Source organism: Bacillus sp. NPDC077411 (genome assembly GCF_044543425.1).
GTDB lineage: Bacteria > Bacillota > Bacilli > Bacillales > Bacillaceae_G > Bacillus_A > Bacillus_A bruguierae.
This window is the reverse complement of sequence record NZ_JBITWA010000013.1, coordinates 55822-81232: the sequence shown is the minus strand read 5'-3', so window position 1 is coordinate 81232 and position 25411 is coordinate 55822. Positions and strand designations below refer to the sequence as shown.

Annotated in this window: 26 protein-coding genes and 1 pseudogene; 15 read left to right on the top strand and 12 right to left on the bottom strand. The window is 35.0% G+C overall.

Going from position 1 to position 25411, the window contains the following annotated elements:
- Positions 1-10: 10 nt before the first annotated feature.
- The 4 genes from ACIGHG_RS16700 to ACIGHG_RS16685 all read right to left on the bottom strand — a co-directional run bounded on the left by ACIGHG_RS16700 (position 11) and on the right by ACIGHG_RS16685 (position 2840).
- Positions 11-607 carry a dienelactone hydrolase family protein gene (locus tag ACIGHG_RS16700; RefSeq protein ID WP_336471728.1) on the bottom strand — a complete coding sequence of 199 codons (597 nt, stop codon included), beginning with the start codon at positions 605-607 and terminating at the stop codon, positions 11-13.
- Between the two features lie 3 nt (positions 608-610).
- Positions 611-931 carry an antibiotic biosynthesis monooxygenase family protein gene (locus tag ACIGHG_RS16695; RefSeq protein ID WP_090912302.1) on the bottom strand — a complete coding sequence of 107 codons (321 nt, stop codon included), beginning with the start codon at positions 929-931 and terminating at the stop codon, positions 611-613.
- A gap of 408 nt (positions 932-1339) precedes the next feature.
- Complete coding sequence (locus tag ACIGHG_RS16690; RefSeq protein ID WP_090912300.1) at positions 1340-1519, bottom strand: H-type small acid-soluble spore protein; 180 nt, start codon at positions 1517-1519, stop codon at positions 1340-1342.
- 106 nt (positions 1520-1625) lie between these two features.
- Positions 1626-2840 (bottom strand): helix-turn-helix domain-containing protein, encoded by a 1215-nt coding sequence (locus ACIGHG_RS16685; RefSeq protein ID WP_396549493.1) that lies wholly within the window; start codon positions 2838-2840, stop codon positions 1626-1628.
- A 116-nt stretch (positions 2841-2956) separates the two neighbouring features.
- Between ACIGHG_RS16685 and ACIGHG_RS16680 the strand changes: the two genes are divergently transcribed.
- The 4 genes from ACIGHG_RS16680 (at position 2957) to ACIGHG_RS16665 (ending at position 5898) form a co-directional block, all read left to right on the top strand.
- Complete coding sequence (locus ACIGHG_RS16680; RefSeq protein ID WP_396549491.1) at positions 2957-4231, top strand: MFS transporter; 1275 nt, start codon at positions 2957-2959, stop codon at positions 4229-4231.
- A 97-nt stretch (positions 4232-4328) separates the two neighbouring features.
- The gene (locus ACIGHG_RS16675; RefSeq protein WP_336471731.1) at positions 4329-4490 is read left to right on the top strand and encodes a peptidase; all 162 of its coding nucleotides are present in this window, start codon (positions 4329-4331) and stop codon (positions 4488-4490) included.
- 356 nt (positions 4491-4846) lie between these two features.
- Positions 4847-5419, top strand: coding sequence for a histidine phosphatase family protein (locus tag ACIGHG_RS16670; RefSeq protein ID WP_396549489.1), 573 nt, complete (start codon positions 4847-4849; stop codon positions 5417-5419).
- An 89-nt stretch (positions 5420-5508) separates the two neighbouring features.
- On the top strand, positions 5509-5898 hold the full coding sequence (locus ACIGHG_RS16665; protein ID WP_090912291.1) for a hypothetical protein: 390 nt from the start codon (positions 5509-5511) through the stop codon (positions 5896-5898).
- A 42-nt stretch (positions 5899-5940) separates the two neighbouring features.
- Here the strand turns inward: ACIGHG_RS16665 and ACIGHG_RS16660 are convergent, their stop codons facing one another.
- Genes ACIGHG_RS16660 through ACIGHG_RS16650 form a run of 3 tightly spaced genes read right to left on the bottom strand, consistent with a single transcriptional unit; the run spans position 5941 to position 7568 of the window.
- Positions 5941-6834 (bottom strand): alpha/beta fold hydrolase, encoded by an 894-nt coding sequence (locus ACIGHG_RS16660; protein WP_396549487.1) that lies wholly within the window; start codon positions 6832-6834, stop codon positions 5941-5943.
- Between the two features lie 13 nt (positions 6835-6847).
- Positions 6848-7177, bottom strand: coding sequence for a DUF3147 family protein (locus ACIGHG_RS16655; RefSeq protein ID WP_090912289.1), 330 nt, complete (start codon positions 7175-7177; stop codon positions 6848-6850).
- Positions 7161-7568, bottom strand: a complete 408-nt coding sequence (locus tag ACIGHG_RS16650; protein WP_396549485.1) for a transcriptional regulator, SarA/Rot family — start codon at positions 7566-7568, stop codon at positions 7161-7163. Before ACIGHG_RS16650 ends, ACIGHG_RS16655 begins: the two co-directional genes overlap by 17 nt.
- Positions 7569-7721: 153 nt before the next feature.
- On the opposite strand from ACIGHG_RS16650, the gene ACIGHG_RS16645 reads away from it, so the two are divergent.
- Positions 7722-8486, top strand: a complete 765-nt coding sequence (locus ACIGHG_RS16645) for a hypothetical protein (RefSeq protein WP_336471734.1) — start codon at positions 7722-7724, stop codon at positions 8484-8486.
- 313 nt (positions 8487-8799) lie between these two features.
- On the opposite strand, the gene asnB is transcribed toward ACIGHG_RS16645, so the two are convergent.
- Complete coding sequence (gene asnB / locus ACIGHG_RS16640; protein ID WP_336471735.1) at positions 8800-10620, bottom strand: asparagine synthase (glutamine-hydrolyzing); 1821 nt, start codon at positions 10618-10620, stop codon at positions 8800-8802.
- 260 nt (positions 10621-10880) lie between these two features.
- Here asnB and ACIGHG_RS16635 point away from each other — a divergent pair, with 260 nt between their 5' ends.
- Complete coding sequence (locus ACIGHG_RS16635; protein WP_336471736.1) at positions 10881-11066, top strand: Fur-regulated basic protein FbpA; 186 nt, start codon at positions 10881-10883, stop codon at positions 11064-11066.
- 239 nt (positions 11067-11305) lie between these two features.
- Here the strand turns inward: ACIGHG_RS16635 and ACIGHG_RS16630 are convergent.
- Positions 11306-11866, bottom strand: a pseudogene (locus ACIGHG_RS16630) (CobW family GTP-binding protein); the annotation flags it as partial.
- A gap of 208 nt (positions 11867-12074) precedes the next feature.
- Between ACIGHG_RS16630 and ACIGHG_RS16625 the strand changes: the two are divergent.
- Positions 12075-12638 (top strand): GNAT family N-acetyltransferase, encoded by a 564-nt coding sequence (locus ACIGHG_RS16625; protein ID WP_396549483.1) that lies wholly within the window; start codon positions 12075-12077, stop codon positions 12636-12638.
- A 571-nt stretch (positions 12639-13209) separates the two neighbouring features.
- Here ACIGHG_RS16625 and ACIGHG_RS16620 read toward each other — a convergent pair.
- The gene (locus ACIGHG_RS16620) at positions 13210-15189 is read right to left on the bottom strand and encodes an IucA/IucC family protein (RefSeq protein ID WP_396549482.1); all 1980 of its coding nucleotides are present in this window, start codon (positions 15187-15189) and stop codon (positions 13210-13212) included.
- A 130-nt stretch (positions 15190-15319) separates the two neighbouring features.
- Between ACIGHG_RS16620 and ACIGHG_RS16615 the strand changes: the two genes are divergently transcribed.
- From ACIGHG_RS16615 to ACIGHG_RS16580, 8 genes are all read left to right on the top strand, one after another.
- Entirely contained in the window at positions 15320-16513 is a 1194-nt protein-coding gene (locus tag ACIGHG_RS16615) for an MFS transporter (protein WP_336471739.1), read from the top strand.
- Complete coding sequence (locus tag ACIGHG_RS16610) at positions 16494-18317, top strand: IucA/IucC family protein (RefSeq protein ID WP_336471740.1); 1824 nt, start codon at positions 16494-16496, stop codon at positions 18315-18317. The genes ACIGHG_RS16615 and ACIGHG_RS16610 overlap by 20 nt, the downstream gene beginning before the upstream one ends.
- A gap of 175 nt (positions 18318-18492) precedes the next feature.
- A complete protein-coding gene (locus ACIGHG_RS16605) occupies positions 18493-19590 on the top strand; it encodes an alanine/ornithine racemase family PLP-dependent enzyme (protein ID WP_336471741.1) in 1098 nt (365 codons plus the stop codon).
- Positions 19591-19748: 158 nt separating this feature from the next.
- Positions 19749-20711 (top strand): ABC transporter substrate-binding protein, encoded by a 963-nt coding sequence (locus tag ACIGHG_RS16600; protein WP_396549479.1) that lies wholly within the window; start codon positions 19749-19751, stop codon positions 20709-20711.
- Between the two features lie 13 nt (positions 20712-20724).
- The gene (locus ACIGHG_RS16595; RefSeq protein WP_396549477.1) at positions 20725-21756 is read left to right on the top strand and encodes a FecCD family ABC transporter permease; all 1032 of its coding nucleotides are present in this window, start codon (positions 20725-20727) and stop codon (positions 21754-21756) included.
- Positions 21753-22730, top strand: a complete 978-nt coding sequence (locus ACIGHG_RS16590) for a FecCD family ABC transporter permease (RefSeq protein ID WP_396549475.1) — start codon at positions 21753-21755, stop codon at positions 22728-22730. Before ACIGHG_RS16595 ends, ACIGHG_RS16590 begins: the two co-directional genes overlap by 4 nt.
- A gap of 103 nt (positions 22731-22833) precedes the next feature.
- On the top strand, positions 22834-23655 hold the full coding sequence (locus ACIGHG_RS16585; protein ID WP_336471745.1) for an ABC transporter ATP-binding protein: 822 nt from the start codon (positions 22834-22836) through the stop codon (positions 23653-23655).
- Positions 23656-23912: 257 nt separating this feature from the next.
- Positions 23913-24419: a DinB family protein gene (locus ACIGHG_RS16580; RefSeq protein WP_336471746.1), complete on the top strand. Its 507-nt coding sequence runs from the start codon at positions 23913-23915 to the stop codon at positions 24417-24419.
- A gap of 198 nt (positions 24420-24617) precedes the next feature.
- Here the strand turns inward: ACIGHG_RS16580 and ACIGHG_RS16575 are convergent, their stop codons facing one another.
- Together ACIGHG_RS16575 and ACIGHG_RS16570 are read right to left on the bottom strand one after the other, a co-directional pair.
- On the bottom strand, positions 24618-24926 hold the full coding sequence (locus ACIGHG_RS16575) for a carboxymuconolactone decarboxylase family protein (protein WP_090912263.1): 309 nt from the start codon (positions 24924-24926) through the stop codon (positions 24618-24620).
- On the bottom strand, positions 24919-25338 hold the full coding sequence (locus ACIGHG_RS16570; protein ID WP_336471747.1) for a tautomerase family protein: 420 nt from the start codon (positions 25336-25338) through the stop codon (positions 24919-24921). The genes ACIGHG_RS16575 and ACIGHG_RS16570 overlap by 8 nt, the downstream gene beginning before the upstream one ends.
- Positions 25339-25411 lie beyond the last annotated feature (73 nt).

Genomic DNA, 25411 nt, shown 5'->3' with positions numbered 1-25411 from the left:
GGAGTAGGTGCTACTTCTCTGTTATGTTTTGAAGAAAAGAACGTATCATCTCATACCCTTGATTCGCAGCTTCCTCGTTGTATGTTGTAGAAAATGGATCAAGAAATCCATGCTCTCCGTTAAACTGTTTTATATTTAGAAGGGGATGGCCTTTACTTTGTAAACTCTCAATCAAAGTAGAAACTGAAAAACTAGTTTCGTTTGCTGGGAATAATAAAAGCGCCTTGCATTTCGGTACAATATTTGTGTAATCACGAATGCGTGAACCATAGCAACCAATAACAAAATCAATTCTAGAATCTTCACTACATAACCAAGCAATTGTTGCGCCAACGCTAAATCCGAGAACTCCTACATACGTATAGTTATTTCGGAGTTCAGCGAGCATATCTTCAATTTGTTGTTTTCCCTGTTGAAATCCAACGTTCTTCATAAAATGTAAATATGCTTCTGATTCCTTATCGTAATGAAAGGGAGAGGAGCGCTGTAATAAATTCGGACAAATAACGTCTATAGTCGCAGAGGAAAGTGTATGAATGACATGTTCCATATGTTGATTGATTCCGTATATTTCATGTAGAAGAAGAAGAGCAGTTTTCTGTTTCATAGATTAAGACTCTCCTTTTGCAATACGATACTCTCTTTCAACGAGACAAATTCTTGTATGAAACTGTTCATACCATTGTTCTCTTCCTCTTTTTCTGGCGATGGTATGGGAGGCGTGTTCTTTCCACTGCTTGATTGCTTCAAGCGATTCCCAATATGAAATAGTAATACCAAATCCAGCTTCATTACGAACGCTTTCAACATCGATAAATCCGGGTTGCTGCGCTGCTAGTTTTACCATTTCATCTGCTACGATTTCGTAATCGTCAGTTTCAGATGATAGTTGAGAAGTGAAAATGACGGCATAGTATGGAGCTTTGTTCATTGTGTTTCCCCCTTACTATAAATTTTTTCTTTTTAGTTTATCACGAAATCTGAATAGTGTGTCATTTTTGTCTAAATTAAATACTAATTTCATTTACCGTAGTAAGTGTAATATTAAATAAGAAAGAGAAGCATATAAGTCCATTTTAATTTCCCGATATATAAGTCGCTACCATGCAGAATACAACATGACCGCTATTTTCTCTCTTTGTTTTAAACATCGCATGTGGCAGGAAAAGGCCCTGACCGCTTCTAGGCGCGGCCAGATGTTCTTGTCCATCCTAAAAAGAAAGGGGTTTTTATGTCACTTTTTGTGTTTACATAGGCAATAAGACAGTTTCTTAAGCGGGGGAATTGCCTGCAAGTGATAAAAGAACTCCCACTTCAAAATAAAATGAAGTGGGAGTTTTCATATTTCCTCTAAGCTGTTAATGGGAACGGTAAGTTCACGATTTGGATTTGTTGCCTCGTATATGCGCGCAGTTTCATTTGTTTCATCGACATGTTGAATCATAACAGACATGCCTTGAAATGTTACATTTGTTTGTTCCATTGATTCTGAAATTTCTTTTGCTCTTTGAATGTTCATTTTCAAACTCCTCTCTATATCCGATTGGTAAATCATCAAGATGGAAGTTTTCTTGTACTATTATTTTCCCTAAAAACAAGGGATAATATACCAATTAGTAGAGAGTTCACAGTTTTTGAATCATTTGTAATGTTTCTTCAGTGAAAGAAGAGAACATCGGAGCATGGTAATCTCGCATAGCATTGTGTGCTTGTTTTGCTTCATACAGTGCTTGTTCTGTATTTTCCAGGTGCATATAGCATAATGCACGAAAAGAGCCAGCTGTAGTCAGTAACGCTAGGTCTATTGGATGATGCGTATAAGTAGGGATTGTCACTTGGTTGAGCTCATGTAATGCTTCGTGATAACGGCCTAAACCATATAATGCTTTTCCTTTTTCAAGATAATAGAAGCCGTTTTTTTCGGGCTCTAGCTTTATAATAAGCTCTCTTCCATATGTTTCAACATGAGAAAGTGCTATTTCATATTGTTTCGTGATTGTATTATGAAAATAACCTTCTAATAGATGAAGGGTGGTTAATGACAAATTATTTTCTGTAAAGATGGCAAATTGCTTTGATTTCTCTAAATTGTGTAAATATCCTTCTGTATCTTTAACAAATATAGCTTGAAAAGATAAAATACGATAAAACTCATCCATTTTATAGTACACCTGATTTTTTTTAGAAAAATGAAGTGTTTGTAAAAGGATAGCTTTACATTCCTCATAATTCCCAAGTGCTAATAAAAGAATAGCTTCATACCAAAAAAGCTCAATTTGCATAATTAAATCCATTTCTAAATGTTTTCCATTATATTCGTCACGAATAGAATGAATCAATTGTAAGCATTCATTATATTGTTTTTGTCGAAACAATGAGTAGTAGGAGATAAGTTTTGTTTCGGTACTTTCCCGATATAAAGCATATTTTTCAAAAATGATGATGGCTTTCTCGATATACGTTTGTACATCGTAGTTTCCAGTATAAGTTTTTACTTTTGCATATTGTTTATATAAACGTGCAGTGTTCAATGTAGACGGTAGTGCATCATGCACAATAGGATGAAGGATTTCATATACCTCTTTAAAACGCAAATCTTGTATATGTTGTTCCATCTCTTGTACAAGAGTAGCAAGTTCATTCGCGTCTTCTTCTAACAAAAAGCTTGCATCGCAGCCGAGTTTGTCAGCGAGATAATGCAACGTTTTCATAGAAGGAGTTGCTTTACCATTTTCAATTTGACTGAGCATGCTTTTTGTTAGTTCTGTCCCAGCAAGTTCAGATTGGGTGAGTTTCTTTTCTTTTCGTAATGTCCGTATTTTTTCTCCGAGAGTAGTCATAGAACTCCTCCTTTTATATAAAAGTTAAATGTGATTAAACTTTTTATTGCTAAATTTTGAAAATTAATTATATAATAAGTTTAACACAATTTAACTTTTAAGGGGAGAGTGAGTGTATGGAGGGTGTATTAAAAAATCAAGATGATACACGATTGAAAATTGCAAAGCGAAATATTGTTTTGATGATGATTGGAAAATTATCATCAATGCTTGGAGCAAATATTTATACGTTCGCAATGGGGCTATATGTTTTAAAAACGACAGGGTCTGGTATGGGATTTGCGATTACACTTGTTTGTGGTGCTGTTCCGCGTTTAATTTGTGGGCCAATTGCCGGGGCAGCAGCAGACCGAGTTAGCCGAAAGAAGCTTGCTGTTGGAGCTGATATATTAAGTGCTCTTATTATGTTCACCATGTTTTTACTTTCAACTTCATTTGAACTTTCATTAATCTTCATCTATGTATCCGCAGCACTGTTATCGATATGTGCAAGTTTTTTCTCTATCGCTTTAACATCGTCAATTCCATCTCTAGTTGATACAACACGTATTCAAAAAGCAAATTCATTAAATCAAACAGCTACATCGCTTGCAACCATTTTAGGACCGGTTATTGGTGGTCTTGTATACGGCTTATTTTCTATAAAATTCTTTTTTTTACTGAATGGTATTACATTTGCTCTTGCGGCAATTGTAGAAGTATTTATGGTTTTTGATTTGTATAAAGCAAATAAAAAAGAAGAGAAGGGTCATTTTTTAACGAGCATAAAAGAAGGTTTTATATATGTGAAAGAGCAAAGTGATATATTTTCGATGTTGAAACTTTCACTTTGGATTAATTTCTTTTTTTGTGCAGTTACGGTCTCACTTCCGTATATTATTGTTCAAAAATTAGCACTTTCCTCTCAGCAATTTGGAATCATAGAAGGAATGTTTGCGGTTGGAATGCTAATTGCTTCTATTCTTTTATCCGTTCGAGCAGAGACAACAAATAAGTTTCAGACGATTCGCAGGAACCTTTTTATATTATCAGCCTTATTGTTTTGCATTGGATTGCCAATGTTTCTTTCATTATCTAATACAATGATTTTCATATATTACATTACCCTTATGATTCTTTTTGGGGTGAATTTAATCGCAATTAATGTTCCAATGCAAGTATATGTTCAAAAAACGACAGCACCTGAATATTTAGGACGTGTATTTGGGTTAATTGAAACGATTGCAACAGCAATTGTCCCACTTGGAACGCTTTTGTATGGTGTGCTTTTAGACTATATACCAGCATACATTGTTATTTTTATATCAACAATTGGGCTGTTTGTTGTTGTTTTCTTTGGAACGAGGCAATGGAAGGATATTAGCCATCAAGAGGGAGTGTCTATGTCTTAAAAATGAACAGTCATTGTTACAAAAATATGAACTTCCTACATTTGGAGAAAAAAAGGAGTATACTAATATCATAATCCAATTACAAGGAAGTGTCGGAATGAGTACGGTTAGTGTTGTATATGGAGTTATTCTTTCTTCTCTTTTTGTTTCTTTCATTATAGGCGTAACACATTATATTCGGAAATGGAAAAAAGGAATTGCGAAGCTAAACCATATTGAAGAAGAAGTAAGTGATTTCATGTTACATCACGGAAAATAATTTTTACAAAATCTATTATCCGCAGCATTTTTTAGAATAATTAAAAGTTCATAATTTTATTATGTAAACAGAAAGGGCATGGTGTTTCAATCAAACATCATGCTTTTTGCTAAGTAAAGTATGATATTACTTGATAATTAAACCTATATATACAAGTTAAAAAATGACATAAAAACCCCTTTTCTTTTAGGGGGGACGAGAGCATCTGGCCGTGCATAGAGGTGTTCAGGGCCTTTTCCTGCTTTAAAACAAAGGGAGCAAGCGAGTACAGGTCATGTTGTATTCTGCCTAGCAGCGACTTATATGTTGAAAAATCAAAATGGATCCATAATAAATAAGGTAAAGGGGACAGGGGAATGACTACTATTTATTTTGTACGGCACGCGCATTCTACATATACACCCGATGAGAGGGAAAGACCGTTATCTGAGGAAGGTTGGCAAGCCGCAGAGAGAGTGACAGAAGTATTGAAAAATGAATCTATAGATGTTGTAATTGCTAGTCCATATAAGAGAGCTATTCAAACAGTAGAAGGGGTTGCCAAACATTTTCAATTACCAATTGAATTAGAGGAAGATGTAAGAGAGCGTTTATTAAGCTTGGAGCCTGTTCAAGATTTTGAGCAAGCTATTACAAAAGTATGGGAAAATCCTTTGTTTCATATAGAAGGTGGAGAATCGAACATTATTGCTCAGGAGCGCGGGGTTTCTTGTATAATGAGAATCTTGGAGAAATATAAAGGAAAAAATATTGTTATAGGAACACATGGAAATATTATGGTCCTTATCATGAATTATTTCGATTCCAAATATGATTTTTTATTTTGGAAGGGGTTACAAATGCCTGACATATATAAACTGACATTTACAGAAAATCAACTTGTTCAAGTAAATCAAATTTGGAAAGAAGACTTTGTAAAGAATGTGTGAAGATTAACGAAAAGAGCAGGAGATTATACAGCAGCCATAGAAATAAATGGCTGGAATATAAAAGCTTTTAATAAAAGGAGGCTGTTCATATGTTCGAGAAAAACAATCGATTTTCATCCATGCCAGAAGAAGTTGTGGAAGTTCATAATGTATATGAGATTTTACCACCTGACGGAACGATTATTGGTATGGCAACACCTGAAGAAATGGAAATTGCTGCAGAACTAGAACTAAAACATTATGCCTTTTCACGTTTAATGGAAGCTAATATTCAATTAGACGGTGCCTCCTATAAAGAGATGCTAGAAGAATTTGAAGAATATGAAAGAAAATCAATGGCTTTCTGGCGGGCATTGCATGAAAGATTATCTGTGCCATGGGCGTGGGTATTACGTGTTGATGTCGCAAACGGTCCTATTCATGTAAGTACTGGGAACTTGTTTTATGATGTAGAAGAGTTAGAAGAAAACTTTGAATAAAAAGAAGAGGAAAGCAGTGATTCTATTGCTTTCCTCTTCTTTTTACAAGTTATGTAGATTTTTTATTGCTTCTATTATAATGTCTGGTCGGTCTCTCTCAATGGAGTGCCCAGATTTAGCAGCAGTAATAAGTTGGCTTTGTTTTGAAAGTGTAGTTTGTTCATGAATAAGTTCTTGCCACACAGTTTCTAGGGCTACCGCTTCTTCATAAGGAATACCATCTTGAATAGCTTGTTGGATAGAATGATGGGCATCTCTTTCAATAATTATTAATGGTATGTTAGGGAATGGTTGCATATTCTTCATCTTTTGAGCACAATCTTTCCAATGAATGATTTCCGAAGAAACGGCTTTATAAAGGGCTGGAGAGATTGGAAAAGATAACAATAGCTTTTGTATTTCAGCAAGTAATGTAGTTTGTGCGGTTGTTAGTTTTGGGAATACTTCCTGTTGTAATTGAGCGGTGTCTAAATCGGCATAGTATAAACATTTTTCAATCCATTTTTCATCTGAATCTGTCTCATCTAATGTAGGTAAGTCGAGTTCATCTAAGCGGTGCAGATTCATAGAGGTTGAATCTACGAGAACAAGTGAAGTAACTTGTTCTGGATAGAGCATAGTAAAATGTTGTACGCATAAGCCGCCATAAGAATGGCCGACTAAAATAATTGGTTGTTGAATGTGTAAAACACGTAGCAATTCTCGTAATTCATAAGCGGTTTGCTCAGTTGTCCGCTCTTCCTCACTTAATTCACTTGCTCCGTAGCCAGGACGATGAAACAAAACAACTTTGTAGTATGGAGAAAGTTCATTTGCAACTTCAATCCAATTATAAAAGGAGCAAAACATACCGGTTTGAATCACAACAGTTTGCGTACCTTCTCCTGTAATTAGCACTTCAACTTTTTTTCCGAAAACATCTACTTGTGTAATCAAAATAACGCCCCCCTTAAGTTTGAAAAAACCTCTGACAAGCTAATAATATTCCCCATACTCCTATACCGAATAGAATAGAAGTGCTAAGTGAAAATGAGTTGCGAAGCCCTAAATATACAATGAATAATAGCAAGGCTGATGCAGGAAATCCATATAACACGCCAAGTGCAAAATCACTTAATTTTTCCCTAGAACCTCCCTCAACAGAAATCCAAAATAAACTAAGCAAACTAATTAACGGAAGTGCGGCAATGAAGCCGCCAAGTGTACTATAGTGCTTGGCAATCTCTGTAACGCCTCCAATAATAAGTGCAGAGACGATTACTTTAATGAGAAAAGACATCATATGCCTCCTTTGCTAATAATTCGAATGCAGATTGAATCAGCTTTTTTTCTTCTTCAGATAATTTCTCTTCTACTTTTTTTAGTTTTGTCTCATCGAGCAGTGTGTGTGTAGCTAATGCTTGCTGTCCTTTTTCTGTTAGCTTTACAATTACAACTCGTTCATCTTGTTGACTACGCTCCTTTATTACAAACTCTTTTTGAATTAATCGTTTAATATGTTCAGAAGCCGTGTTATGTGAGAGATGTAGTTTTGCTGCGATAGTACTAATGGTTTGTGCTTCTTGTCGAGAAATCATTTGTAAAATACGAATAGCTTGGTGAGTTAAATTTTCTTCATATTCATGACGAAGATAAAAATAAATTGTTTCCCAATGTTTATTTATTAGCATAATTACAACTCCTTTTTTATATCGTATTATACGATATAATCGTTTGTAAAGATATATATAGTTCTATTTGTGAAATTTTTCTTTGGAAAAGTATCTTTTTTTTAGTAGATAATATAAGCTTATCTTATAATCACAATGAAACGAGGGATGGGGATGAAGGCTGTACATACCTTTAAATGGATTAGTGATAAAAAAGCGTATTTAAATGAAATTCATGTTGAAGAGCTAGGTCCTCTTTCTATCGGATTATATGGCGGGAATTCAGAGGGAAGTGCAGTTGAAAATGAGGAAGCTGTCCTTGCTTGGTGTGATCCACATGGTACATGGGAATTTGTGATGATTTTTGATGCAGAGCATACAATTGAAAGAGCGCAGTTTATTATAAATATAATTTGTGAAAGAAAAGAGAAATTACTACAACTATTTTCATATCCAAACCATTTAGTTTTTCATCATACACATATGTATTTATTATCTCTATTTACAGATGAAACATTTATTGAAGAAAGTGAGAAGATGCGAGGGAAAACAGATTGTCTCATTTGTCTTCGGAAAGATCAGCTCGTGTATTGGTTGTCGGTAGGAGAGTGCTTCATTTATTTATTCCATCCAGAGTTACAACAATGTAAACAGGGCCGTTTAAATGAGCAACGGTTTTATGAGCGAATTGGTAGACGAAATGTTTTTGCAGCAGCAACGCCTTGCTTTACATCAGGTGTTCGTGAATTACAGAAAGGAACAAATCATATTGTGGTAGCAACAGATAAAATCATCGCATGTGGCGAACGAATGTTTAAAGAGGAACATTTCTTATATCATTCGTTGCTTAATGTTAGATATATACTGGAAAAGATGAATGCTTGGAAAGAAACAAATAGTGCTGCAATTATAGGTTGGACTGTGGATGTGGGCGGGTAGATTGTATTTGTAAGAATATGTTGATTATTAAAATATTTCCTTATAAGGATAAGTATTACTATCTCTCTTATTACTAAATAGTAGGATGAGGGGCTATGGATTTTATGAACTGTAAGCCCCCGCCTAGATTTTTTTGATTCTTTACAATCTTAGGAGGGGCTGATATTGAGGTGAAAGTAGGATTTATATAAAGCTATTTTCATTTTTCGACATATAAGTCACTGCTATACAGAATAAAATGTTACCTGTATTCGCTTGCTTCCTTTGTTTTAAGTGTTTTAAGTCTAGCTATATATAATGATTGTCATTCTTTTTATAGTTTAATATGGTATATCTTTAGCCATTCATTTACTTGAAGCATATATTCCATGATACTTCTAACTTGAAGTTCATCAATATGAAAACTTTTTCCTTCGGCAATGGTTCGTAATTTTGTTTTATCAACGAGACTAAAGATAGGTGCATTATGATCAGATAACATTTCAAGTGTTAAGTTACGAATCATTTGTAAATAATTTGGATCTTGTGAAGTAGGATAGGCACTCTTTCTTCTATTTCGAACATCATCAGGTAAAATATCTTTAAATGCTCTTCGTAAAATCCCTTTTTCGATGTTATCAATGCTTTTTATATGGAATGGTACGTTCCATAAATATTCGACAAGTCTGTAATCACAAAACGGTACTCGTACTTCAAAGCCAACATTCATACTCATTCGATCTTTACGATCCAGTAGAAATGGTAGGAAACGTGTTAAAAATAAATAGAACATTTGCCGCTGTCTGGCAGATTTGTAGTCCTCGCCTGGTAGACTTGGTACTTCTGCAACAGCTTCTTGAAATCGCTGTTGTATATAGGAATCTGTGTTTAATTGGTGTTTTACATCTTCTAATAGTAAGTTTGATGCATTGTTCATACTATAGAGCCAAGGAAATGTATTGATAGATAGGAATTCTTCCTGATGAAACCAAGGATATCCCCCAAATACTTCATCTGCCGATTCCCCAGATAATGCAACTGTGGCATCTTTTTTCATTTCCTGAAATAGTAAATAAAGTGAAGTTTCCATTTCACCAGCACCTGGTAAATCACGTGCGCGTAGAGGCACAAATAAATGACTTACTAGTTTATTTGCATCTACAATAATGTCATGATGGTTTGTGCCGACATATTCTGATACCCGATTTATCCACGGGGCGTCTAATCCTGTACGAGAAAACGTAAGTTCAAAGTCTTGGGCACTGTTCACAAAATCAATAGAATATGTGTTTAAAATTTTGTTATCTTTTTGGAATTCTTTTCTAGCTAATGCTGTAATACCGCTTGAATCTAAACCACCTGACAACATACATACGAGAGGAACATCGGCGATTAATTGCCTTTTTACTGTATCTTGTAGAATACTACGAATATGTGCTGCTGTTGTATCTGGATCCTCTGTGTGTATTTTGCTTTCCAGTGTCCAATATCTTTTTACTTCGGTTTTGTTACGTGTACAAGTTAGATAATGACCTGCACGTACTTCTTGTATATGCTTAAATACTCCACATCCAGGTGTGCGAAATAAATGTAACCCAAATATTTCATTTAGGCCATCTGTATCTATTTCCGTTTGAACAGCAGGGTGGGAGAGAAGAACTTTTAATTCTGAACCGAAAATGATACTACTGCCTTGCTGTATATAGAATAGTGGTTTCACTCCTAAATGATCGCGTGCCATAAATAATTGCTGCTTTTGTTCATCCCAAATTGCAAAAGCAAAAATCCCATTTAGATGTTGAACACATTCTTCGTGCCATTGTAAATACGCATGTAATAATACTTCTGTATCAGAATGAGTGTAAAATGTATGACCATGTTGTTTTAATATTTCTCGAAGTTCACGAAAGTTATAAATTTCTCCATTATACGTAATTGCATACGTATAATCTCCAGCTTGATATGTTTTTGGCTGAGAACCACCTTGTGGATCAATTACAATTAATCTCCGATGAGCGAAGGCCGCATGTGTAGAAAACCAATAACCTTCTGCATCAGGACCTCGATGTTCAATACTATTCGCCATTTTTTCAAGAATCGGACGTTCATTTGAAATATCCTTCAACCAATCAACCCAACCTGCAATACCACACATTCTTTTCATCCTCTCTTAATACAAGAAATTGATAGTTAGACTTGAAAATACTATTTATAAAATTATATAAATAGTAACTTTATAAATAGTATATTAGATTAACTAAAAGATAAGTTTGAGAAAGTTTTTATTGATGTAGATACCTTTCTTACAAATCCTGTTTATAAGGTGGAATCTTTTTTTATTTACCATCATACATATATATAATGTGGCCACAAAACGTTCATGCAGTATAGTGTCGAAAGGAGTTTGGAAAAAGAATGAGTTATGGGCTTCGTTATGCTGTAGAAAAAAGGAAGAAACTATTGATTGAGAAGTTAATTGATGTAGGGATATATAAAGTATTAAATAAGCAGTTGTACGAATTAACTTTGGATGAATTGGAAAAAGAATATCAGGATCTTTTAAAATATGAAGGGGTGCCAGCTTATATAAATATAAATTAAAGAATCGACATAAAAACCCTTTTTCTTTTTAAGCGGGAGAGAGCAAGTAGCGGTCATGTTGGATTCTGCATAGCAGCGACTTATATGGCGAAAAAATAAAATGGATATATAGTTTATTCAGTATTCTCCTTTTTAGAAGAATTCAAGATGATAGATACGGTTTGCTATTGGTAAGAGATAAAGAAAGCTGTATTTATGAACTCCCCTTTCTCAGCGTTGTGCGGAGAAAGGGGAGTTTTTTAATAAGCAGTCGTAAATGAAGGGATAGGGTCATGGAATATGTCCCACTCTTCATACATTTCTTGTTCAGTTAATAAACAGTGGTCTAAAGATTGTGCTATTTCTTCTTTGTTCATGTCAATACGGATAAAGACTAATTCTGTAATTTGGTCCCTGTATGTGTCATCCCAGTGGTTTAAAATGTCAGGCTCTTCTGCGATGAGTTGCTGTTGTTCTTCTTTTGAAGTAGCTGCAACTCATTCACCAGCTCCTTGGATGCCAGCCTGAGAGAGAAGCCCGATGATATTATTGCGAGAAGCAAGCCAAAAGAAACCTTTTGCTCTTACAATGTCAAGTGGCCAGTTTTCAAGCCATTTCAACAATCTTTCCGGGTGGAACGGACGTTTTCGGTGGTATACAAATGATGAAATATTATACTCGTCTGTCTCAGGTGTATGTTCACTATTTAATTCTTTTATCCACCCAGCAGCTTGACTTGCTTTTTCATAGTTAAATAGATTTGTATTTAAAATGGTTTGTAATGGTACTTGCGAATAAGTTGCTTTAATTTTTTTCTTATTGAACTAACGGTATAGGTTACTTGAAATGATTTACAGGATATTTCTGGAATGGTAAACTTAAGTAACCTGTAATAATGGATTGCAAAGTGTGATGCTTTCTTTATTTAGGATTACATATAGTGGGGGTAGCTGCCAATAACATATACCTATTTTAAAATTTGTTTTTGCCTATTTAAAATGGCGTACAAATTATGATAGGAGTGTAATAATGATTGAATTAAATACTGAAAGATTAAGACTAATTCCTCTGAGTGCAGAAAATCTGAAATTACTAATTGATAATCCAAAGAAAATGGAACTAAGGTTATCTTTAAGTGAATCAAATAAATTTCTTAGCCTAGAGCTTAAACAAGCTATGGAAACAAGGCTTTCAAAGCTGTTAGTTGATGAGGAAAATTATATATGGTATACCAATTGGTTAATTGTGTCGAAAGATAAAAACTGTAATGTTGGGGGAATCATGTTAAAAGGTCTTCCAAATGAAAATGGTGAAGTAGTAATTGGTTACTATACTCTTCCTGAATATCAAGGAAACGGCTATATGACGGAAACAATTAATACTATGAAAAAATGGTTGTTAAATCAGACGGGTGTTATGTACGTTATTGCTGATACTGATAAAGATAATATTCCATCGCACCGGGTATTAGAAAAATTAGGGGTGGAAATGTATAAAGAAACAGATGAATTATATTTTTGGAGATTTGTCCGAAATAAGTTCCCCGAAAAAATAACTAAGAGTCATCATTTTATAGTAATGGCTATTAGTTAAGGCATCAGTACAATGTTGATCAATAGAATGACAAAATTTTGTTCAATTAACGAGTGCTTCAGTTGAACAAAAAATAATTGAATTTTTTATAAAAGAGTAATACATTAGAATATTTTAAGAGCCTGTTTTGATTAAACTTTTTTCAAAACAGGTTTTTTCTTTTTGTTCGTTTATTAAAGTTATTAGCATTGATTTGTACAAACATGATTCCAAAGCAACAGCAAGCATAAATTTACAATCACAACATAATGGAGGAGATTGCATGGTATTTCCACTTGTAAAAATAAATAAAGTAGAAAAATAGAAACCGTATGCATATGAAAAATTAAAATCATAAAGAAAAAGATGAGCCCGAAACTGAGCTCATCTTAATTTATGGCTCATCTTCACAACTGGTTTTACAATTTATCCATATAAATCGCTGCTATGCAGAATAAAACATGACCTGCACTTGCTTCCTCCCTTTGTTTAAACCTCGCATGTGGCAGGAAAGAGCCCTGACCGCTTCTATGCACGGCCAGATGCTCTCGTCTTCCTCTAAAAGAAAAGGGGGGTATGTCATTTATATATTTCAATTACATAATGGATTTTTAACTTTTACATAAAAATAAGCATGAGCTTCTCCCATCATACGCATAAGAGTTAAAGCTTTATAATCTACTTTACCCGCAAAAAAGACAGCATAGTCAGATAGTACACACTCTTTGTAGTTAGGATCTTCTTGTAAATCTACAAAAATATTGTGTAAGACTCGTTTTACTATATTCCATAGCATTTGTTCATCTAATTCATAGACCTGACTTATATGTAAAAATAACTCGCCAAAGTGATTTTGCATGACAGAGTAAAACACTTTATTCCGCATACTTTTCTCATCATCTACTAGAATTCTTGATTTATGATGAAACATGTTCAGATCAAACCCTGCGTTTTGTAAGCGGTTGCGGTGAACGCGAATACCTTCCCAATCACGTACGAGTAGCCGGTCCGGTGTACCATCTTTTTTAAAGACAGGAACTGTGTTTTGGAGGTGACCTTCTAAACCGATGCCGTATTTAACCATGAGCGGAATAAAACCAGTAAGAGCATTCGTTACATATTTCTCTATAAATTGAACAATCGCATCTTGTAATGATAGGTCATGGCTCTCTTTGTATCGCTCAATTAGTTCTACTATGACTGGTTTATTTGTACCGTGCACAGAAGCGACAAGGGCAGAACCGACAATAGCCCATTCATCATGATTCACATAAGCATGAATATTGTCACGAATGACGCAAGCGAGATTTTCACTTCGTAATGTTTGTATTTCTTCGTCTACGTCATTCGGATGAAGAAAATGAGCACCAGCTCGCTCCATAATTGGAACAAAGCGATTTTCATCAATCATTGTATCTTGCGTAACAATTTGTTTTAAAATGTTGCTCATAATTGGTCCGTTATGAATCGTTTGTTCTGATAATGTTCGTACTTCCCCAGTTAAATGAATATTTGTTGTTAGTTTATAATTTGGTCTAATCGTATCATATTGTGCAGGAAATATAGTACGAAATGACATGCCGGCTAAATATTTCGCTTTATAATCTAACAAAATAATTATTTGTTTTTCAAGTTCAACACTGTAAATTTCACGTAACGTATGAGTAGCTTGCCATGGATGAATTGGTAATAGTATATAGTCGTCTATCTTATCACCAAGTTTCAGTTCGGCTTCTACTTGAAGTGCAGGTTCGAAAGAGCATAATACTGCATTCCAGTTTTGTTCTTCCATAAAAGCTGAGCTTATGTAATTTTTGTGTACAGCTACAAAGCAGAGTGGAATGGTATTTTTAAACTCTGCTGAATAAGCCAATGTTTCTTCCGGGCTTAAACCCTTTCTCATTTTGGTACCAGGATGACAAGGGTGCCCTTCAATAACGAGTTGTTCAAAAAAGGCATAGGAATCTCGTGCCTGAGAAGCAGCTTGTAGCGTTGAAGTATTCTCATTTTGTTCATGAAATGTATAAGCAAGAGCTAAATTAGCAGCACTATTTGTAACATCGTCTTCAAACATACGAAAATAGGAAGGAGGTCCTTGCCAATCTTCTTGCATTAGCAATGTCAATACTTCATTCGGATGCGTAATTTCTTTTTCTTTAGATGGTGATATAAGAATATACGGTCCACTTATAACTGGTCGTTCAAAAGCATATATGTGTCGAATAGGTATAAGCAGGTATGCGTTTTGCTTCTTGAAATATAGTCCTTGTATCATTGAAAACTCGTTAAATTGATGAGTATGAGTATTTATATAATCTAGTAAATAGTCTGGGCAACGCTGCTTTGAAAATGAAGCAAACATCCCTTTTTGTTTGCGAAACAAAATCCCAGTCTCAGTCATGTTACATATATTTTCACGTATGAAGGAAGATAGTAATCGTTCAAGTATACCAGCTCGTCCTTTTGGAATCATTTGTTGATAGGCTTCATGTAGTGGTGCGTGATGTTGTTGTAAAAAAGAAAGCAAGTTTTGTTCCTCTAATTCTAATTTTTGAATTGTATTGAGTTGCATAGAAACCACCTTTCTCAAATTTTTCTATCTTTACAGATAAAAAAGAATATTTTATATTATTTTATAGGGATAATGATAATCAATATCAATTATAAAGAGTGCATGTGAAAATGCAACAAAAAATTTCGGGGTGGTTTTTATTCGCAAACTATTTTTTAGTAGTTCATTTTTCTTATTTATGGGGAATTGGCTTGGAATGACTGCAATCAATTGGTACGTCTATGACTTGTATCATAGTGCCACATATTTAGGATGGATCAACTTTGTACGGCTGATTCCTATTGCATTGTTTAGTGTATATGCAGGGAAGCTTTGTGATTTGTATCCACGTATTAAGTTAATGAAGTCCTATTCATTTTGGGGATTAGTGGTTACAACAGTACTTGCTATTTATGTTGTGTTTATTACTCCTTCTTTTTTTATTTTTCTTCTTTTCTCATTTGTGAGAGGAATAATTAGTGCATTAGAAACACCAAATCGAAATACGATTCTTTCAGATATTGATACGAACCAGCAAATTAGTAAATTGATATCTATGAATTCATTTGTGATGAATGTTTGCCGCTCAACAGGGCCAGCTGTTGCTGGTTTTTTGATTGCAGGAGGACATATTGAGCTGACATTTATGATGCAGGCAGTTTGTTCACTTATTGCATTCATTCTCGTATTACCGATGAAAGATCGAACGATGAAAAAACGAAAAGAAAAGAAAAAAGCAAGCTGGGAACAAATTGTTCAATATTTTTCTCATGATACTATGGGAAGAAATATTTTTATGGCATCGATGATTACAATGGCTTTTGGCTTTTCGTATACGTCTGTATTGCCTGTACTTGTTTCTCATCAATTTACAGGAAAAGCGGAAGTGTTCGGCATTGCGATGTCTGCGGCAGCAATTGGGGCAATTATAGCAACGATTATTCTTCCTAGAATACTAGAGTATATTTCAGAAATTAAGATTTATTACATGAGTTTACTTTTGTTTTCCATTAGTATAGCGCTTCTTGTTATTAGTAATACGTTTACGTTTTTTATACTATTATTCTCTATCGGCCTTTTTGGACAGTTGTTACGCTCTAGTAACCGTGTCTATTTTCAAAATAATGTTCGTGAAGAAGAACGAGGCCTCATGCTTAGTGTTGTATTAATGGACCGAGGAATGATTCCGCTCGGTTCGATTGTAGTAAGTTATGCAATTGAATATGTGGGTATTTCCGAAACATTTGTGATGATGGGGATTTTATGTATTATTCCATTTGTATTTCAATATATAAAAGTGAAAAAACAAAACAGGAAGGTGAAGAATGTTGTCCATTCAAAGTAAACAATTCAATCGAGTACAAGCAGAATATCGTATTTTAAATCGTTTTTGTAATGCGTTAATTCGTGAAAAAAATTTATTAGAAAGTTGTGCTGTGCTAAAGCATGAGCATGGTATTGAAATTATAGATTGTATGAACGAAGCGGAATTATTACTAGAGGTGCAACAAGAGGGAGCATTTGAACGATACGAATTTGCGTTTCCACTTCGTTTTAAAGTAAGAGGACATGTTAGGTGGATTGGTTCATTACAATCGTTTTTTGAGGAAGTAGCACCATTCTTTCAGCTTCATGTTTCAGATGCTTTGCAAAATGAATTACAGAACAGCGTTGAGAACTTGGAAATGGCCTATGAGGCATGGGAGCAAAAACAAGAATGGGTAAAACAACAGCTTGAAACAAACATGATGTTTTTTGCGAAATACAAACCAAATAATCTATATCAATTTTTCGAAGAATTAAAAAGATGTACGTCATTTGATGAATTATTATATACAGAGTCATTAGTAATTGAAGGACATCCACTGCACCCTTCAACAAAGACGAAACTTGGTTTATCGAAAGAAGAAGTAAAGCGCTATGCACCTGAATTTGAACAGATTGTTCCGCTATATGTATTACTTGTTCATAAAGATGCAATAACAGTTACAGGAGATGGTTTTGAAAAAACATTATTATATGAAGTTCTGCCAGACTTATATGAAACAGCATATGAAACATTAACAAATCAAAGAAAACAAATGGGGGATTATTATCCATTTCTTGTTCATCCGTGGCAATATGAACATGTACTAATCAAAGAGTATGAGAAGGATTTGGAGGAAGGACGTATTATTCCAATTCCTTATCAACTTTCGTCCCGGGCGACGCTTTCATTTCGAACGATGAATCTACTAGAATTGCCATACCATGTAAAGCTTCCAGTACGCGCGCAAGCTACGAGTGCGGTCAGAACGGTATCACCAGAAATAACGATAAACGGACCCATTCTTTCTTCACTGTTTGATACGATTTACGCAAATGAGAAAGAGTTATCGCAGTCAGTAGTTGTTGTTCGTGAACGAGTTGGGGCTACTTTTACGAAAAATGATGATGTTCATTTAGGCCGAAATCTCGCATTTATTTTACGAGAAAGCCCAAATGTTTATAGGAAAGAAGGAGAATTACTATGGGTTGGAGCTAGTTTAACCGCAAGTAATCCATTAAAAGAAGATGAACCCGTTATTGTAGATATAATGCGCGCATATTTTGAAACAGAAACGATTGGAAAAAAAGAGGTATTTCATTATGTTGCTCATTATACTGAAAAAGTTATGATTCCTTTACTACAGCTAGTTTTACGATATGGAATTGCTTTAGAAGGACATATGCAAAACTCTATTATTGTTACAAAGGGAGGAGAAATTCAACGTATTTTTGTGCGTGATTTAGGAGGCGTGCGAATTCATAAGCAGACATTAGGAAAGGTAGTAGATATTGCGAATCTGAAAGAAGCAGTTGTATTTACAGATGATAGAAATGAAGTTTATAACAAGTTTATTCATTCCGTATTGCAAAATCACTTTGGAGATGTGTTATTTACGTTAGCTCGTGCGATAGACGACGTACAGGAAAAAGAATTATGGAGAATCGTTGCTGCGATTGTGAAAGAGTATATGGTAGATGCAACAGAGGAGCAAAAAGCAGCTATATTCGCAGCTCAAATTGAAACAAAAGCATTGTTCTCAATGAGAATACAAGATCAAGCAAAATCTTATTTGTATACAAAGTTTCATAATCCGCTTTGTGCGTATATAAATACAAATTGAAAACCACTTTTTAGGTAGGTGAGAGCATCTGGCCGTGCAGAGAAGCGGTCAGGGCCTTTTCCTGCCACATGCAAGGATTAAAGCAGCAAGTAGCGGTCATGTTTTGTTCTACATAGCAGAGCTAGACAAAGGTGTTGGAAAATTAAAATGTATTTATGTAGTAGGAGGAATGAACATGCTGCCTATTATGAAAGTAAATCTTTCAAAATTGAAGCATAATGCCATGATGATGAAGCAGTTATGTGAGCGCTCAAATATGATATGTTTTCCAGTGACAAAAGGGGTCGGCGCTGTGAAAGAGGTAATTGAAACGCTTCAAGAGGCAAAGTATACAAGGTTTGCTGATTCTAGATTACAGCATCTTCATCACATTCGTTCTATTGTCGGAAAAGAAGCTGAGCTCTTATTGATTCGTACGCCAGCTTTGTCGGAAGTAGAAGAAACGGTTCTTTGTGCGGATATTAGTTTGAATTCTGAACTATGTATTATAGAAGCATTAGGAAGAGCGGCGAGAACATATGGAAAAATACATCGTGTAATTTTAATGGTTGATTTAGGTGATCTTCGCGAAGGAATGATGTCGCATCAAGTGGTAGAAGCAGCACAAAGAGTATCGAATATACCTGGAATTGCACTCGATGGTATTGGAGCAAATTTCACTTGCTTTAGCGGTGTGATTCCAACTGAGAGTTCTTTGCAAGAATTAACACAATTAGCAAAGTTAGTAGAGAAAAAAATAGGAACACAGCTTCGGCTTATTTCAGGAGGTAATTCAAGTTCGTTACCACTTATTATGCAAAAAAAACATATTGGACGTGTCAACTCTTTACGGATTGGAGAAGCCATTTTTCTAGGAAAAGAAACAGCATATGGGAAACGTATTCCTTTTATGTACCAAGATGTATTTTCAATTGAAGCAGAAATCATTGAAATAAAAAGAAAGCCGTCTATGCCAAGGGGAGTCATTGGAAGAAATGCGTTTGGTCAAGTTCCGTCTTTTGAAGATAAAGGAGAGCGACTACGAGCAATTGTTGCAATAGGAAGACAGGATCTTGATATTAGCGGTTTACGAGCTTCTGATAAGAATATTGAAATTCTTGGTGGAAGTAGTGATCATTTAATTGTTGATATAACGGATAGTACACTGCATAGCATAGGGGATATAATGACATTTATTCCGGCGTATAGTGCATTGCAAAGCGGTATGGTTTCTTCACTTGTACGAAAACAATATGTGTATGATGAGGTGCTTCAAAAATCGCTTATTTTATAAAGTGAAACTTCCATCAGTAGGGGCTACTGCTCGTGAATTGAGTGTATGAATTTTTCCAAAAAATATTTTTTTTGGAAAAATAATAGACAATTTCTAAAATTATGCTATCATATTAACTGAAATTGATTATCAATATTGTTGGTATGGGGGACTACATAATGAACAGGAAAAAAATAAGTACTTTACTTGTAGCTATGTCATTAGCGGTGGGAGCGCTTGCTGGTTGCAGTGGAGGAGCAAAAGAAACGGCCAAAAAAGAAGATAAAGCAGAAGCAAACAGTCAAGCAGGATCAGTGAAAATTAAACATGAGTGGGGAGAAACAGAGTTAAAAGAAACACCAAAAAATATTGTAACTCTTGACTTTTCATTTATTGATACATTAGTAGATTTAGGTGTTACACCAGTTGCAAATGCTGGAGTAGGGAAAACGAAAATTCCAGAATATTTACAAGATAAAGCATCAAAAGTTAAAGATGTTGGGGAGCGAAAAGCACCAAACTTAGAAGTTATTTCGTCTGTGAAACCAGATTTAATTATTGCAAGTAAAGATCGCCACAATATGATTCAAAAAGAATTAAAAGGTATTGCTCCAACGATTGCATTTGATGACAATAGTTATGAAGAAGTAATGAAAAATATGGATACCATTGCTAAAGCAGTTGGAAAAGAAGAACAAGCGAAAAAGATTCGTACAGATTTACAAGATAAAATTTCAAAAGCAAAAGAGAAAGTAAAAGGAAATCCAACAGTACTGGTTATTGGTGCTTTTGATGATGAGTTTTCAGTATGGATTAAAGATTCATTTATTGGTTCGTTAATGACGGATGTTGGTGTGAAGTATGTATATGAAGGTAAAAAAGAAAAAACAGAAGGTAAAGCAGAAATTGCAAAAATTACGATGGAACGTCTAAATGAAATCAATCCAGACTATATCTTCTTATATGGAGAAAATGTAGAGAAGTTTAAAAATAATCCACTATACAATAACTTAAAAGCAGTAAAAGAAAAGCATGTAATTGATGTTGATCGTAATCTTTGGGCACGTGGGCGCGGACCAATTGCAGCAAATAAAATTTTAGATGAGGCACTTCCAGCATTAACAGGTCAGTCTTCTAAATAAGGAGTTGGAGACTTTGTATCATACACAAACTAGAAGCAGACGGGCGTTAAACCCGTATGCTTCTTCTACTTTGCAATTTATTTTCTTTTTTCTATTATTAGTAATGGTGGGAGCTTTCTCCGCATTATTTCGTGTAAAAGGATTATCATTTCATAACATATCAGAAGTATTTGCAACGGATACAAAAAATTTAATTTACTATACAGTTTGGCAAGTACGTATACCACGTGTAGTGTTAGGAGCTTTACTTGGCGCGGCATTAGCTGTTGCTGGGTGTCTTTTACAAGGAATTACACGAAATCCGTTATCTGATCCAGAAAATATGGGAATAAATCAAGGGGCTTCTTGTTTTGTTGTTATTGCCCTTTTAGTATTTGGGGAGAAGGATACGAGTTTCGTTATTTTACTAGCAGCTTTTCTCGGGGCCGCAGCAGGAGGAAGCGTTATTTATTCATTAGCATTTCGCGGCAAATATACACCTTCACGTCTTGTACTTGCTGGTATTGCAGTGAGTCTATTCCTTGGATCATTAACGACAGGAGCAATTTTGTTATACGAAACACAACTAACAGAGATATTATATTGGATGGCCGGAAAGTTATCAGGGGCAAACTGGCAAGATATAAAAATGATGTTAGTATCAGCAGTTCCTGTTATAATTCTTGTTTTTTTTCTAGCAAATCAATTGAATATTTTATCACTTGGTGAGGAGACAGCGCGTGGACTTGGTGTAAATGTTCTTCGTATTCGGAGAGTATTTGCGTTTTTAATTGTTCTTCTTGTCGGTAGTGCAGTTGCGGTAGCTGGACCGATTGGTTTTATCGGACTGATAGTTCCGCATATTGCAAGAAAATTAGTTGGTCAAGATTATCGAATCATTTTACCATTTTCTGCATTGCTCGGCGCTAATCTTCTTGTCATCGCAGATTTTGCAGCGCAATGGGTGTCTTATCCAGCAGATACACCTGTTGGCGTTATAACAGCACTTTTAGGTACACCGTTCTTCATTTATTTAATGAGAAGGAAGAGAGGTGCTGTTAAATGAAGAAGTTTGGCCGGTTTACTATTGTTATAATAGTAGGTCTTATATTGCTAATTGCACTTTCTTTACTAAGTTTGCGGCTTGGCGCGGTACCAACGCCATTTGCTGAGATTATAGAAGGACTGATGACAGGAGAAGGTGTTGTCTTAAAATATCGTTTACCACGTCTTATCATAGCGATTTTAGTTGGAATTAACATGGCGTTATCAGGATCCATTTTACAAAGTGTTACAAGAAATCCACTTGCAGCACCTGATATTATTGGAGTTTCTGCTGGTGGAGGATTAGCGGCTGTTATTATGCTCCTTATGTTTCCGAGTGTGCCGGCAATTATGCTTCCAGTTGCTGCATTTGCTGGGGCAATGATTGCAAGTTTGCTTGTGTATGTATTATCGTATCAAAAAGGAGGAGTAAAACCGGAACGTCTTGCACTATGCGGCGTTGCGATTTCTACGGGTTTACAGGCTCTTATTACATTTATTATTGTGAAATTTGCAGTTGATTCCTCACAAGCACTTGTGTGGCTAAAGGGGAGTTTATATGCAAGATCTTGGGAACATGTTGACATGCTATGGCCGTGGACGATCATTGGAGCGGTCATTACATTTGCAAGTTATAAGCAAATGAATCTTTTATTATTAAATGAAGAAACAGTAAAAGGTTTAGGCATGCGTATTAATGCTGTTCGTCTTGTTCTGATCGGTGTGGCCGTTGCCTTAGCTGCAAGTTCAGTAGCAGTAGCAGGGACAATTAGTTTTGTAGGGCTTGTTATCCCGCATGCGGCGCGTCTGCTTATTGGTTCAGACAGTAGATTGTTCTTGCCAATTTCAGCGTTACTTGGTGCATTACTCGTTACGGGTGCAGATATGGTGGGGAGAATTATAATTCCGCCAATTGAAATACCAGCTGGTATTATAACAGCACTTATTGGCGCACCGTATTTTATATATTTACTCGTGATTAGAAAAGGAACATAGTCTCCTATAAAGTGAAACTTCCATCAGTGGAGAGTTTTTTTCATCTCCCACTGATGGTTAGCCCGCGAATAGCGGGACAAATAACAAATAAGGAGTGAACAAGATGACAAGTTTACATACGGAACAGTTGGAGCTTACGTACGGAAATCAAACCATTATTAATCATCTTGATTTACATATTCCAGAAGGAAAAATTACGGCACTAGTTGGCCGAAATGGATGCGGGAAGTCAACGATTTTAAAATCGCTAGCACGATTGCTGCAACCAACTAAAGGTCACGTATATTTAGATGGTAAAGCGATTCATATGATGCCAACAAAAGAAGTATCAAAGAAACTGGCAATTTTACCACAATCACCGACGGCACCCGAAGGATTAACAGTAGAAGGTCTCGTTTGGCATGGTCGTTATCCGCACCAACGCTTACTGGGAAAGCGAACGGAGAAAGACCATGAAATGGTAAACTGGGCGCTTGAAGTAACGGGAATGCATCAATTTACAGATCGTACATTAGATGAACTTTCAGGTGGACAGCGTCAGCGTGTTTGGATTGCGATGGCACTTGCGCAAGATACAGAGTTATTATTACTAGATGAACCGACAACGTATTTAGATATGGCCCACCAGTTAGAAATATTAGAGTTATTGAGAAAGTTAAATGAAGAAGAAAATCGAACGGTTGTTATGGTTGTACATGATTTAAATCATGCGGCTAAATATGCGCATCACATTGTTGCGATTAAAGATGGAGATAAAGTAATGGAAGGAGCACCAAGTGATATTTTAAATGATGAATTGTTTGAAACAGTGTTTGGTGTGAAAGCACGTGTTGTGTATGATCCAGTTGCGATGACGTACATGTGTACACCGTATGCGTTACTCTCAGAGAAAAAAGAACAGCAAAAAGAAAGAATTGTTGGATAAAAAAACTGTTGAGAAAAGATTCTCAGCAGTTTTTTTATTGGGAATTTTATCTCGTTCTTTGCGGGCAGTAAAATCCCATTTAAGAATGAGAGAGAAGTGAAGAAGATGTGCACATAATAAAGTCATTTCATTTTATTTTTAGGTTGTTTTCTCAAAGATTGTTGTTTTGTAATTAAAAACAAAAAAGAACATATGTTTGTTGTGTGTGAGTTTTATGTTATGATTATATTAACTTAATTTAGAAAAGAGGGATTAATTTGAGTGAGGTAAAAAGTATAATTCGTCATTTTAATCATTATTCATCTTGGCTAATCACTTTAGAAGAAGTCGATGAAACTTTATGGTTTAAACCGATAGCCGATGGTAAATGGTCTGTAAGTGAGATAATAGCACATATTATGAATTGGGATAATTATCTATTAACAGAAATCCTCCCATCTGTACAAAATGAAAAGGGAATGGAGTTTCCCGATTTTGGTATACATAATCAAAAGGCATCAAACTACGCAAAATCAGGCATATCACAATCAAAACTTCTTGAAGAAGCAAAAGATACAAGGGAACTACTTGTAAAAGAACTTAATGAACTGCCAATCGAAAAGCTAAAAAAGCCATTAACTGCAAACGGTGTAACTCATTGTCCACATACAGGAACGCCTTATTCACTTATATATATTGTTAAGGAATTTACAGACCACGATAACCACCACCAAAGACAAATTATACAATTCCTAAGGGAAAACAGCCTATTTTTAAAAATATAAAGGTGTAGCTTTATAATCAGGTTTGATTTAAAGTGTTTCTCAAAACTGGATGATACAACCAAATAAAAAGAAGCCATTTTGAAAAAGCTTAGTCAAAATGGTTTTCATTTTTGAAATTAGATTTTTGGTTTTATAAAAAAGTTGATTATTTCTTTGGCTGTTAATATAGATGCCTTAAGAAATACTATATTGTTATTTTTAACTCAGTATTTTATTTATCGCTGTAGTTGCTTTGGGCCATCCAACATAAAAAGCCATATGTGTTATCAAAGCAATAATCTCCTTTTCGTTAATTCCATTCTTTTTAGCTAATTGTAGATGAAATGGTAGTTGTTCAGTATTGCCAATACTAATTAGAGCGGAAAGGGTAATTAAACTTCTTTCTTTTGATGTTAATGTTGGATCTCTCCATACTTTTTCAAATAATATATTTTCACCGTAATCAACAAAATCAGGAGCAATATCTCGCATTTCCTTTGGTATATTGGATTCGATACGATCATTCACTATTTTTTTCCTCCTTCATAGTAACCATTTGTGCTATTCCTTGACCAAATGACCAGTTTTCAGCAGATGTCTCGTTTAATGTAATAAAAACATCAGTTGTAGAGATGTTTAAATGATTATAAAAAGCTTCCGCGATGGATTGATACAAATCTCTTTTTTGATTTATTGTTCTTCCTGGTCCACATGTAATAGAAACGTGTAGTATTTTATCTGTTCTCTTTTGCTCTCCTTCTAAGAGATAATACGGGTCGTAAAAAAACTGATTAGATTGGTAAGGTAAAAACATGTGAAAGTAATCATTTTTGGGAATTTTAAAATGTTCAATTAATGAATGATGAATACAATTGCTCACCTTTTTTAACTCTTCTTTATTCAATTGCCCTTCTGGATAATAAACATTAACAAACGGCATATTTTCACTTCCTTCCTGACAACTTTATTGTACTTCTGGAATGTTGATTTGTATAATTGAAAATAAATAATAT

Coding starts and splice junctions, on each gene's coding strand:
- ACIGHG_RS16700 (WP_336471728.1), bottom strand. CDS start 607: ATGAAACAGAAAACTGCTCTTCTTCTTCTACATGAAATATACGGAATC.
- ACIGHG_RS16675 (WP_336471731.1), top strand. CDS start 4,329: ATGAGTACGGTTAGTGTTGTATATGGAGTTATTCTTTCTTCTCTTTTT.
- ACIGHG_RS16655 (WP_090912289.1), bottom strand. CDS start 7,177: ATGTCTTTTCTCATTAAAGTAATCGTCTCTGCACTTATTATTGGAGGC.
- ACIGHG_RS16665 (WP_090912291.1), top strand. CDS start 5,509: ATGTTCGAGAAAAACAATCGATTTTCATCCATGCCAGAAGAAGTTGTG.
- ACIGHG_RS16695 (WP_090912302.1), bottom strand. CDS start 931: ATGAACAAAGCTCCATACTATGCCGTCATTTTCACTTCTCAACTATCA.
- ACIGHG_RS16645 (WP_336471734.1), top strand. CDS start 7,722: ATGAAGGCTGTACATACCTTTAAATGGATTAGTGATAAAAAAGCGTAT.
- ACIGHG_RS16620 (WP_396549482.1), bottom strand. CDS start 15,189: ATGCAACTCAATACAATTCAAAAATTAGAATTAGAGGAACAAAACTTG.
- ACIGHG_RS16625 (WP_396549483.1), top strand. CDS start 12,075: ATGATTGAATTAAATACTGAAAGATTAAGACTAATTCCTCTGAGTGCA.
- ACIGHG_RS16605 (WP_336471741.1), top strand. CDS start 18,493: ATGCTGCCTATTATGAAAGTAAATCTTTCAAAATTGAAGCATAATGCC.
- ACIGHG_RS16610 (WP_336471740.1), top strand. CDS start 16,494: ATGTTGTCCATTCAAAGTAAACAATTCAATCGAGTACAAGCAGAATAT.
- ACIGHG_RS16650 (WP_396549485.1), bottom strand. CDS start 7,568: ATGCTAATAAATAAACATTGGGAAACAATTTATTTTTATCTTCGTCAT.
- ACIGHG_RS16590 (WP_396549475.1), top strand. CDS start 21,753: ATGAAGAAGTTTGGCCGGTTTACTATTGTTATAATAGTAGGTCTTATA.
- ACIGHG_RS16600 (WP_396549479.1), top strand. CDS start 19,749: ATGAACAGGAAAAAAATAAGTACTTTACTTGTAGCTATGTCATTAGCG.
- ACIGHG_RS16635 (WP_336471736.1), top strand. CDS start 10,881: ATGAGTTATGGGCTTCGTTATGCTGTAGAAAAAAGGAAGAAACTATTG.
- ACIGHG_RS16670 (WP_396549489.1), top strand. CDS start 4,847: ATGACTACTATTTATTTTGTACGGCACGCGCATTCTACATATACACCC.
- ACIGHG_RS16585 (WP_336471745.1), top strand. CDS start 22,834: ATGACAAGTTTACATACGGAACAGTTGGAGCTTACGTACGGAAATCAA.
- ACIGHG_RS16685 (WP_396549493.1), bottom strand. CDS start 2,840: ATGACTACTCTCGGAGAAAAAATACGGACATTACGAAAAGAAAAGAAA.
- ACIGHG_RS16570 (WP_336471747.1), bottom strand. CDS start 25,338: ATGCCGTTTGTTAATGTTTATTATCCAGAAGGGCAATTGAATAAAGAA.
- asnB (WP_336471735.1), bottom strand. CDS start 10,620: ATGTGTGGTATTGCAGGTTGGGTTGATTGGTTGAAGGATATTTCAAAT.
- ACIGHG_RS16690 (WP_090912300.1), bottom strand. CDS start 1,519: ATGAACATTCAAAGAGCAAAAGAAATTTCAGAATCAATGGAACAAACA.
- ACIGHG_RS16680 (WP_396549491.1), top strand. CDS start 2,957: ATGGAGGGTGTATTAAAAAATCAAGATGATACACGATTGAAAATTGCA.